Raw genomic sequence first — 11,331 nt, 5'->3', positions numbered from 1 at the left:
ATTCCAGAGATCGATGCCCCCAGAAATGAAAACACTCAGCTCATCGTCAGCGGTTTTTTGCGCTGCATAGCCGAGGTACGTAGAGAGTGAATCAGAAAGAACATTGGATTGGAACTGTGCTGGCGGTCCGTTCGCAGCAGTGTTTGTTTCGATCAACTGCTGTGGGATTGGGTTGGCGATTTCCGCCGAAGTCCCATTCCCAAAGGTGGTTTCCGAAGTGGGAATCGCACCGGATTCAGTCCCGCCTGCACTCAGAGGACCGCCCTGTTCTTGTGTCAAAACGGCTGAGTTTTCACCCGTTGTTTCTTCAACAACGGACTCTGCATCAGAAGGAATTTGCAGCCCCTCACTCTCAAAACTCAGGCCTGACGGGGGCTGCTGAACGGGATCTTCCTCCGTCAAAGCACCCGCTTCTGCAGGGTCCGCGATCGTGTCTGATCCCGGATCAAACGGTTCCGTCTCACCGAAAATGTAATCAGAATCAGCCGCACTCTTCACCTCATCTGCGTCCGTTTCAGGGGTCTCCCAGAGCACATGTTCGGTCTGAATTTGGGAGTCCAGAGGACTCTCATTGATGCCAGGATCCGGTGTCTGGGGCTCCGGAAGCGGAACATCCACAGGTGCCGCTGAGAGCAGAATTCGCGGTTCCAAAGCCTCCAAAAGATACGCGCCTACAGCAATTCCACCAAGGCGCTCTCGCCGTGCTCCATGCATCGGCATATGCCGATTCTGGGAGGAATTCATCAAAACAAAGAGGGCCAATCAAACGATTAACCGCATTTTAAAACGTTACTTCTCTTTGGGTGAACAAAGCAAGATTTAATCCAAAACATGCCCTTATATCAGCTGCCGCAAACTGCATTAGGCCTCCTCAAGGGCCGGGCAAAACCTTGGGTGAATCCTAGGCCGCCGGTGATCTCGGTCTCGGTTTGCATCACCTGACGGCGGCGGCGCACGGCCTGAGACTGGGCTCGAAACTGGCTCCACCACAACAGGACACACCCTAATCTTCGCCCCAACCAGGCAACAGGCCTGGCGTTACTTCTCAGCATTCGGATCCATATCTGACGCACCCTTAGAGGCACAAATCTGACAAACAGCGGATCTTCGGCACTGTACATCGCAAGCACCGAACCGGGGTCCCCATGGCGGGCGGCACGTCCGAACAACTGGCGATCCACACGGGCACTTTCGTGAGGTTCCGAGGCGATCACATGCAGCCCTCCGAGGACGTGGACCGTCGGTTCGAGACGGATGTCTGTGCCGCGTCCTGCCATGTTGGTGGCTATGGTGACACGGGAGCGATGACCGGCCTGCATCACCATGAGCGCCTCTTCGCGATGCCGTTTGGCATTGAGCACATAGAGGATCATCCCCTCGTTCACCAACGGTTCGGCCAAGGTCTCACTCGCCTCAACGCTGCGCATCCCCACCAGCACCGGCTGGCCGCGCGCATGTCGGACCCTGATTTCAGCGCTGATGGCGGCTGTTTTTGAGGCCATGTCGGGATAGAACCGCCAGCCGAGAAACTGCCGCTGGCTGGGTAAATGGCGGGGGACGCGCAGGGTCGGGAGCCCATAGGTGCGCCAGATTTCGGAAGCGACTTCCTGCACCGTGCCTGAGGCTCCTGCCAGGTTCTGATAGTGGCGGAAGTAGCTCTGAAAGGAGATGCGGGCCAACGTCTCTGAGGCTCCGGACATGGAAACGCCCTCCTTCACTTCGATCATCTGGTGCAGGCCCTGCCGCCAGGTGCGCATGGGCATCGGGCGGCCGGTGGATTCATCGACGATGACCACCTTGCCTTCGTCGAGCACATACTGCTCATCCCGTCGGAAGAATTCACGCGCTTCGAGGGCCAGTCGAAGCAGCTCCGCTCTTCGACCGAGACTGGACCAAAGGCGGGCATCCGGCACCTCATATCCGGCTGCGAGTTCCTCGAGCCGCCCCGGGGCAAAATCGATGGACCGGCGAGCCGGATTGACCTGATAATCGACTCCGTTTTTCAAGGCTGACGCCGCCTGCCAGGCCGCCGCACAGGCGGTTTCGAGTTCCCCGGGCTCCATTGTCCGGCTGATGATCAGGGGGGTGACCGCTTCATCAATGAGGGCGTTGTCCGCCTCGTCGAGCAGCCCGAAAAACAGCCCGCGCTGCACCGGTTCCGCAGCCGAAGCTCGACCTCCGCCGACCATGCGCGTGAGGGCCAGCCGCGCTCCGGATTCCTCCAAGCCCTGCAGCCGAAGACGATCGCGCAGGTAATCGGCCGCCACCTCTTTGGCGGTCGTGTAAGTGACGCTCTGGCTGTAGGCGCGACGTCGGTCGTCCTCCGGAGTGTCGCCCAATACCCGGCCGACGCTCAAACCGGCACGCTGATAAAATGATTCGAGCTGCTCGGCATCGCGTCCGGCGAGATAGTCGTTCGCGGTGATCACATGGCAGGGACGGCCCGTCCATGCTTGGAACGCGGCGGTCAGCGCCAGAGCCAGAGTCTTGCCTTCGCCCGTATCCACTTCGACAAGAAATCCACGCGCCAATGCCGCCGAAGCCATGAGCTGTACTATATAGGCGGACAGCCCCAGTTCTCGCTGAGCGGCGACCGCGAGAAGGGCGAGACCCTCTTCGAGCACCTCTTCCATCGCATTCGGTTGAGCACGCCGTTGTCTGCGCAGGCTTTGCAGTCGCTCGTTCAGTCCGCTGTCGTCGAGCGTGGCGAATTTGATCCGCGCCTGATCGATTCGCGCCGCGCTGGCCGCCAGGTCCCGACGTCGCCACCCGGCACGCCGCCACCAGCCGGCGCAGCGATAACTGAATGCATCCAGCCCCTGCAGTTCCGGCGGGTGCCGGCGCACATGCACGGTTCGCTGGAGATCAGTGGGAGTGGCCATGGCGGAAAATCACACGCGGTAGTTGCGCTGGAAGAGCTGGCGCAGGCTGCGGACCCACTGGGTGAGGAGCGGCTCCCAGGGCAGATCGAGCCGGGCAACGGCCTGCTGCCCATGCACGAGATAGCACTCAGACTGCGGCACGAGAAAGGCACGCACCTCGAAAAACGGTTCAGAACTCGGCGAGCCGCGTCTCGGATCCATTCCCTGAATCCCACCACGTCCCCGTTTTCTCGGATCCTGCGAAGCGGGATCGCGATCAGCCGGAATCGCCTGCAAATCGGACACCGCCAGAGTGTGCTGTTCCTGCCCCCGGATCTTGACGCCGGTGCCCTTCACATTGCCACCAAACAACCGCGCCACATCGGCCTGACGCACCTCGGCGGCCAGATAGTGGCTGCCCTCGCCCTGCACCACGCCCAGTTCGGTGCCGCGTTGCAAGGTCGCGCCGACCACCGAGATCATCTCCGGCGCGATCCAACGGCCCGCGGCCGGTGCCACCACCACCAGCGCCTCTTTTTCCGCCGTGAACTTTGCAAGCCGGGCACGAGTCGCGGTCAGGTAACCCTCGAGGCTGAGGTGGCGCACAGGATCAAATTCCAAGGCCTCGCGCTGCTGCATCTGCGCCACTTGAAGGCTCAGGCTTGCCAGTTCGATCTCACGATCCAATTCGAAATTCGTCAATCGCAACAACGGCTGGCCCGCCTCGACCATCGTTCCGGAAGCCACGATGATCTCGCTTACCTTGCCCGCCGTTCCGGCAAAAACGTGTGCAAAAGGATCCGCACGAACCACGCCTGCCGCGCGGAAGTGATTTGGCATCGGCACGAAGGCGATTACGCCGAAGATCGTGATGAAAAGTGCCAGCGTGAGGCCCACCGCACGACCACGTCGAGCTTCAAGCCTTGGACTCGACCACAGGTATTTCACCGCTTTGACCACAGGCATCACCAGCCACATAAACGCAAATCCGATCGCCAGCAGCATGCCGATGACAAAGAACCAGTGCGAGACAAGCAGCAGAATACCGACGAGCAGCAGAATGCGGTAGATAAAGGCTGCGACGAAGTAAAACACCAGCCAGAAGGTTTCCGTCTTGGTGTCCGCCGGATTCGTTGAGTTGGGCAGCCGGAAGAAATACTTCTCCACCATGTAGAGTGCCGTCCGCGTCGCCCTGCCCTGCAGATTCGGCACCTCCAGCAGATCCGAGAGGATGTGATAACCATCGAAACGCAGCAGCGGGTTCAGATTGAAAATCAGCGTGCCGACCGAGGCGGTGATCACAACGTTGTAGGCGACGGAATGCACCAGTCCTTCCCCACTGTTCGCCCACACGATCGCCGCCACGGAGGCGAGAAAGACCTCCACGATCATCCCGGCTGCAGCCACCAGCGCCCGTTTGCCCTTCTCGCGGAAGGCCCAGCTCGATGACGCATCCACAAACGGCAGCGGATTGAACAGCAGCAGCATGATGCCCATCTGCGGCACTTCCCCGCCGTATTTGCGGCAAAAATAGCCGTGACCAAATTCATGCAGTCCTTTGATCACGATGATCGCCGCATAGAGCCAGGGCAGATTGTCGGCTCCGAGCAGCCCGCCGGTTTCAGCGCGAAACTCCGCCCAGTTTTCGACGATCGCCTTCGCCCCAAACGCCAGCAGCGCCAGCCAGATAACGAACCCCGCCCGCGAGATCAACCAGCTCACCAGCGGCAGCGTGCGCTGCAAAAAGCGATCCGGATTGATGAGTGGAATGCGAATGAAAAGGAGATTCGCCCACTGGCCTGTGACCTGGCGACGATGTTCCTTTTGCTGCGCGGCAAACACCGTCGCCACATCGCCCTCGATGTCACTGCGCAGCAGGCCTGACTGATGCAACTGCGACAAAAGCTGCACGATCTCCCCCTGCCCCGGCGCTTCCTCGGCGGCGTTGTCCAGCGTGCGGTCCCATGCCTCGCCCACCGTGGCGGAGCGTTCCATTTCGCAGATGAACCGATACGCCGGTGGACGAATGCGAAAGAATCGATTCCCCAGCGCATCACGCACCACATACCAGCGCTGACCACGAAACCGCTGTGGGAAGATTTCGACGCCGGGCCGCAGACGCACACGACGATTCTCCACCCGGTGCCACGATTCGTCGAAGGTAGGGGCGCGGTTCATGACAATCGTCTCCTCAAATCCAGAACCACAGACGCAGGGCTTCGACAAGACGATGACCGCCGATCCACAACAACGAGCGCCTGCCGGCATTGATCTTGCACACGCCGCTCATGCCAGGGCGCCACCATGATTGCGGATCATCCAGCACGTGCGCCCTCAGCAGAAACACCGTTCCCTCCTGCCGAATCTCGGCCACGGGTTCAAAGCGGTCGATTTGAACCGAAAAGTGTTCGGCGGGACGGCTCGTGAAGGCCAGTTCACCCGTCATGTTGGAGGCCAGATAGGAGACGTCACGATCGTCCACCTGCAACTGGCCGAACAAGTCTTTGATCTGCACAATCTTCAGCAGCGGTTCGCCGCTCTGCACCGGAGAAGAAAGCCGTTCACGCAAATCGCCTTCGACGACAACGCCGTCGAACGGCGCCACTATTCGAGTGAGATTCAGCCTGTGACGAACGACCGCCAGCTTTGCATCCGCCTGCTGCACTTCAGCCTGGGCCACACGCATCTGGGCGAGCTTGCTCTCCGCTTCGTTGCTTCGGGCTTCGCGTTCGGCCTTGTTGCGCAACGCTTCGGTGTCCGCCTGCTCGAGCAGCAGTTCCCGGCGATCCAATCCGACCAGCAACTGCCCCTTCTTCACCACATCGCCGAGATGATAATGCGCTTCCTGAATGTAACCGGGAAACGGTGCTGAGACTAGTGCGGCGGCATCGGTCTTTAAAATGAAGGGCGCACGGACCTTGTGTTCAACCTTGATCAGGGCCAGTGCGATAAAAGTGATCGTGATCACCACCGCCGCGAGCTTCCAACCGGTGTGCTCATGCCCAAGCAAGCCCGCCGCACGACGTCGAACCGAGCGCCAGATTCGGCGTCCGAACCAGCCGGTCTTTTCATGCAGTCCTTCCAGCCGCGGAGCCACGAGATCCGCCAGCAATCGCACGCGCTCGACTTCGCCGGCCTCCCACGCGCCTTCTTCCGCCGGACGCTCAAGACAAACGACCCCCACGACATCCTTCGGGTGCCGCATCGGAACGGACAGCACGGCAACGCCTTCACGCGCGACGGAAAACTGGCGATGCTCACGGCTGATCACCGATGTACCGCGAATCTCGGGATACGACACCTCGTTGTCCTGATCCATCGCCTCCTCCATCACCTGCTGCAGCGCCAGAGCCTCCTGTGAGTTGGATGAAATGCGCCCGCCATGGCTGGTCGCTTTTAATTTGAGATCCTGCCCGTCCAGCCAGGCGATCGACACGCGCGATGCGCGCATCGGTGCCGCGAGTTCGTGGCAAACCCGCAGTGCTGCTTCCTTGAAATGCGTCGTCTCTCCCAGCACGAGCCCGAGCCCGAGAACTTCCGTCAACGTCAGCAGTTTTTCCTCGCTGCGCAGCGCATGTCGCCGCGCCTGATACATGTCCGTCAGCGCACGAATCTCTTTCGAAACCGAATCGGTCAAATCGTCCAAGTCTCCACCGGTCAGGCCTTCCGCGACCATCCAAAGCGTCGGCAAACCTTCGCGTGCTGGCAGCACCAGCGCTTGAAATCGCCTGCCCAGCGGACCCGGCATCGGCTCGAAATTTGGAGATGTGACCTGCGGCAGTTCCGTGCTGACTCCCGCCTTCGCCAGACCTTTGGCCACGCCCTGCGGAGCCTGGGCCAGCACGCGAATTTCCATTCCCGGCGCCGATCCACCGAGCAGGAGGCAGACCGACTCCGCTTCGAGACGGGCACGGGCGAATTCGCATAGCCGTTTCCAAAACACGCCGGGCTCGCCATTGAATCCCGCGAGAAATTCATAGTCGGAGAAAAAGCCGGGCGGCGTGGGATCAGGATTCATGCAGGCAGAAAAGATTCGTGTCGATCAATTGCCTGAAGGCTTGGGTTTGGAGTCATCCGCCGGGAACGCAGCCTGCGCGCGCAGACCTGGACGAAACACGCCGTCTTTGTTGTCCAGAAGCAGCCGCACACGGAACAATCCGCTGCGTGAATCGACTTCGGGGTCGATGAAATTCACCTTCGCCATGCCCGCTTTCACCGCGGGCATTTCGGGAAACCGCACCGCCAGTTCCTGACCGAGATGAATCAAAGGAAGCTGGGTGGCCTCCAGATGAAACAGCAGCAGCAGGCGGTCCGCATCCATCACCTGCAGCATCGGCTCCGCTTCATTGACCGCCTCGCCCGGTTCATGAAACCGGCGCACCACCACCCCGGTGAGCGGCGAGCGTATTTCACGCTCGGCGACTTCAGCCTCGGCGATTTTCAGTTCGGCTTTGATGCGCTTCATCTCCACCTCTTTCACCATCATCTCGTCCTTGCTGGAGACATTCTGCTCAAAAAGGCGCTTCGCCGCATTGGCATCGAACAACGCCTTGTCGAGCATGAGTTGCAGGCGCTCCACGGCCACCTTTTCCTTCTCGGCTTCGAGGCTGACGAGCACCTGACCTTCGGTCACACGATCACCTTCCTCCACGGCGATCTTCGTGATCATCTCCCGCAATGAAGCGCTCAAAGTTACCGTGCGAAACGGCTTTGCCACTCCGTCACGCCATTCCGTGCGAGCCACGTCCTGCGTTTGGGCAGCCGCAACGAAAGCGAACAGAAGAATGGTGGGCACAAAGCGCATAATAATTGAGAAGTCCGACCCGCTCCAAATACAACCCAACCGGAAAGGTCAATAGATCAGGGAGAGACTTTGTCACTGCGGCGGAACCATTTGCCGATCCGGGAGCCGAGCGTTTGCTTCACCGGGGGCGTGACCATTCTGGAAGATTCCACCTCAGCCACGGCAGGCTTTTCGCGCACCATCACCGCGGGCGCAGGCTCTCGCGGTGGAGCCGACATCAGACTGATCTTCTGCTTTTCCAACACCGTTGCCGTTGTGAGATCCAGATCCGCCAAACTCTTGTTAAAGTCAGCCAACGTGGCCAGTTCGCGGCTACGCGCCTGAGAATAATCCCGCTGCAATTGCAGGACCTGAAAGCTGGTGGACACTCCCTGTTGCAACCGCTTCAACTCCGCATCAGCGGATTGTCTCGCCGCTTCACGGCTCTTGCGGGTGGCCGCCAGCCGCTGCTGATCGATGCGCACACGATTGAGCACCGTGTCCACCTCCAGCAGCACGCGCAGCCGTGTCTTCTCCGCCTGCACCACGGCCTGTTCCTGCTGATGATTTGCGAGGCGCTCGGTCGCCTTCATGTGATCGCGATTGAGAGGGAGAGAGTATTGGAATCCCGCCGTCCACTCCGGCCCCTGGGCTTGAAAAGCGCGCGAATAACTTTCTGCGAGGTTGCCCTGCAGGCCATGCAGTCCGCCGCTGGCCACCAGATCCAGACGCGGCCGGGACTGACTGTGAGCCAGCTGGCTCTGCGCATCGCGCGCATTAATAAACTGTTCCGCCTGCTTGACCTCATACCGGTTCCTCAGAGCCACCCCCATCAGTGCGTTGCGGTCGGCCGCAGGCATCGTCTCAGTGAGTTTGTCCACCGGAACGATCCGGGTGCCCTGCATGTAAACATCATCCGAACGTTTGAAGAGCAGTTGCAGCGCGTTCTGCCTCTCGATGTACTGCATCTCCGCGGCCAGCACCTCCTCCTTGCGCTGATAAACCCCCGCCTCGGCCACCACCACGTCATTGTTTGCGGCCACACCTTCCCTGCTGCGCTTCCGGGTGTCCTCCAGCAGCTTTTCCGCCAGCGCGATCCCCTCCCGCTGCACCAAGATGTTTTCCCGCGTGAAAATCACATCGTAATAACGCTTCATCACCTCCGCGACCACCGCAGACGTCCGCGCCTGCCATTCATAATCTGCAATCTTCGCATTGGCCTTGGCGATGCGGATTTCCGCCAGGTTGGCGTCCTTGCCATACCCCCGCATCAATGGCTGCGTCACCGTCAGGCCCGTGAAGGTTTCGTATTCCGGACTCCAAATTGAGGGCGGAAGGCGGCGGTTGAGGCTGTTGCTGAGCACCCGCATCGTCGTCCCCAGCTCAAAAGTCGTTCCCGAGGCCGTCTTGTCCACCAACGTCATCTTGCCGATGTGGTTGCGCTGCATGAACACGTTCGGTTGTGTCAGCAACGGTGCGCCGCCAACACCCGTTCCACCACCGGTGGCAACAAAGTTCTGCGCATTCTGCGGCGTGCGGATCGACTCGTAGTTGTAGCTGGCCTCAAACCGCGGATCCAGCGGCTGGCTCGCCACCTTGATCTTCTCCTCCTCAATGAGCCGTCCCAGCTCCTCAATCTGGATGTCATTGTTGCTCTCCAGCGCTTTCAATATCACCGCCCGCAGCGTCAGGCGTTCCTCTGTCGCACTGGCGCTACCACCCATGCACACGAAAGGAAGCACCAGGGCGACGGCGGCGCGCTTGAGTCGCCAACACAAACATGGAGATGTATCCTGCGACACGGGGGAAATTAGGTTTGGTTTACGGAAGATCGTCATTTCAATTCTTACCCCACAGCTCAATTTAATTTCACAAGGGTTGTTTTTTAGCCTCCCTAGGTCGCTATACTTATTTTGTGGAGACTGTCAGCTGCCCGGCACCAAGGCAAGACATTAAGCGCGATATGATTGTGGCGGTTGGCGCCACGCAATCAGCTCGTCAGAACGACCTTATTTCGGTATCCCTAGACCCGTGCCCATGCCGAAACCCTGTCCATTTACTGGCTCATCTAGATCTGCATGTCTGCCATGGCGCGCCCGGCAGGGATCGAACCTGCGACCTACGGATTAGAAATCCGCTGCTCTAGTCCACTGAGCTACGGGCGCCTCGCGAAGCGGCGGCGATCATAAATCCGTCTGTCGCATGAGCAAGCACGCACATCACTCGGGATGCAATCCGAACATCTGCAGCACCACCCTGAACATGTCGCCCAATTTGGTACGATAGGGACGGGCCGGATGAAGAATGGTCCAGTCCCGCTGATTTCCGATGGCTGCGAGGCTCTTCGAAGGATGGACGAGGACGGCGAACCCGGCGTATTCGAGCAAAGGCAGGTCGGCGGCGCTGTCGGAGTAACTCCAGCAGTTGGCGCGCTCCTTTTCATTCATATCGGCCACACCGGGCACGTCCGCCTCCATCGCGACGATCTTGGCCTCGTGTTTGTTATTGCCGGTAACGAGTCTCGGCATGCCGGGAAAGGGATCGCCGATCTCAAACCGCGTGGCGATGCAATGGTCGAACCCGAGGGTGCGGGCGATCTCGTGGGCGTAAAAATCAGGGCTGGCGGTGTTCAGCACCAACGTACGACCTTGATGCTTGTGGCGCAGAACCTCGGCGCGCAAATCCGGATAGGCCCACTTCGGCACGCAGACCTCGGCGAATTCGTGCGCATACTTGGCAAGCCGCTCCCGCGGCATGCCGCGCAGGTAGCTCAAAAAGGCGCGTTTCGCTGTCGCGGTGCTCGCCAGGCCGCAGGCGCGTGCGAGTGCCACCGGCACAAACAGCGCATGCAGCAAGACGCGCCATGGCTCGCGCCGGAGCACGAAATTGCAGAACAGCGCCTGCGTGTCGAAGGGCAGAAGCGTGTGGTCGAGGTCGAAAAAGGCAAACGAACGGGCGGACATGCGAGCGCCGAGCCTAGCGCCGCGTTTCCATCTGGCAAAAGATTCCCAGCCTTGACGGATGCAGGGGCGGACGGCACTGTGCGCGCCCTTTCCCCCCAAAGACTCATGGCTCAAGAAAACACCCTCATCCTGCTCAAACCCGACTGCGTCGAACGCGGCATCAACGGCGAAGTCATCAAGCGCTTCGAAGACGAAGGCTTCCGCATTCGCGGCTGCAAGATGATCCGCCTGACCGAAGAGCTGCTCAAAGAGCACTACGCGCACATCGCCGACCGTCCGTTTTTCCCCACCGTGGCAGAGTTCATGAAGAGCAAGCCGGTGATCGCCATCGTCCTCAGCGGTGACAATGTCATCGCCCATGTGCGCGACCTCCTCGGCCCGACCGATTCCAAGGCGGCTCCGAAAGGCACGATCCGTGGAGATTACGGCACTGACAAGATGACCAACGTCGTCCACGCCTCAGATTCGCCTGAAGCCGCCGCCATCGAGATCGAGCGCTTCTTCCATCACGGCGAGATTTTCAGCTATTGAGGCCGGGCACCGTTCCGCTACACTCGCGGCGCAGGCTTTCCCACGCCGATGTGGTGAAATGGTAAACACAGCGGACTTAAAATCCGCTGGGCGGAAACGCCCTTGCCGGTTCGAGTCCGGCCATCGGCACCAGAGCGCATAATGGAAACCACTATGCCGGAATTGCGGTGCTTCATGACGCTGCAAACCGTAG

7 protein-coding genes and 2 tRNA genes are annotated in these 11,331 nt (G+C 60.0%); 2 read left to right on the top strand and 7 right to left on the bottom strand.

The genetic code is table 11. The features are described from left to right. Positions 1 to 842 precede the first annotated feature (842 nt). The 7 genes from KDL09_RS21510 to KDL09_RS21480 form a co-directional block, all read right to left on the bottom strand. A complete protein-coding gene (locus KDL09_RS21510) occupies positions 843 to 2,882 on the bottom strand; it encodes a hypothetical protein (RefSeq protein ID WP_294389690.1) in 2,040 nt (679 codons plus the stop codon). Positions 2,883 to 2,891: 9 nt separating this feature from the next. Continuing rightward, the gene (locus KDL09_RS21505) at positions 2,892 to 5,039 is read right to left on the bottom strand and encodes a hypothetical protein (RefSeq protein WP_294389687.1); all 2,148 of its coding nucleotides are present in this window, start codon (positions 5,037 to 5,039) and stop codon (positions 2,892 to 2,894) included. 13 nt (positions 5,040 to 5,052) lie between these two features. Then, complete coding sequence (locus KDL09_RS21500; RefSeq protein WP_294389686.1) at positions 5,053 to 6,879, bottom strand: efflux RND transporter periplasmic adaptor subunit; 1,827 nt, start codon at positions 6,877 to 6,879, stop codon at positions 5,053 to 5,055. Between the two features lie 24 nt (positions 6,880 to 6,903). Next, positions 6,904 to 7,656 carry an efflux RND transporter periplasmic adaptor subunit gene (locus KDL09_RS21495; RefSeq protein WP_294389684.1) on the bottom strand — a complete coding sequence of 251 codons (753 nt, stop codon included), beginning with the start codon at positions 7,654 to 7,656 and terminating at the stop codon, positions 6,904 to 6,906. A gap of 65 nt (positions 7,657 to 7,721) precedes the next feature. Then, complete coding sequence (locus tag KDL09_RS21490; protein ID WP_294389682.1) at positions 7,722 to 9,422, bottom strand: TolC family protein; 1,701 nt, start codon at positions 9,420 to 9,422, stop codon at positions 7,722 to 7,724. A gap of 310 nt (positions 9,423 to 9,732) precedes the next feature. Beyond that, positions 9,733 to 9,809, bottom strand: a tRNA-Arg gene (locus KDL09_RS21485). 54 nt (positions 9,810 to 9,863) lie between these two features. Beyond that, entirely contained in the window at positions 9,864 to 10,607 is a 744-nt protein-coding gene (locus KDL09_RS21480; RefSeq protein ID WP_294389680.1) for an HAD-IB family hydrolase, read from the bottom strand. 105 nt (positions 10,608 to 10,712) lie between these two features. Between KDL09_RS21480 and ndk the strand changes: the two genes are divergently transcribed. Together ndk and KDL09_RS21470 are read left to right on the top strand one after the other, a co-directional pair. Next, positions 10,713 to 11,138, top strand: a complete 426-nt coding sequence (gene ndk, locus KDL09_RS21475; protein WP_294389678.1) for a nucleoside-diphosphate kinase — start codon at positions 10,713 to 10,715, stop codon at positions 11,136 to 11,138. Positions 11,139 to 11,182: 44 nt separating this feature from the next. Then, positions 11,183 to 11,270 (top strand) — tRNA-Leu (locus KDL09_RS21470). Positions 11,271 to 11,331: the final 61 nt, after the last annotated feature.

Source organism: Prosthecobacter sp. (assembly GCF_020439865.1).
GTDB lineage: Bacteria > Verrucomicrobiota > Verrucomicrobiia > Verrucomicrobiales > Verrucomicrobiaceae > Prosthecobacter.
This window is presented reverse-complemented; position numbering and strand designations above follow the sequence as displayed.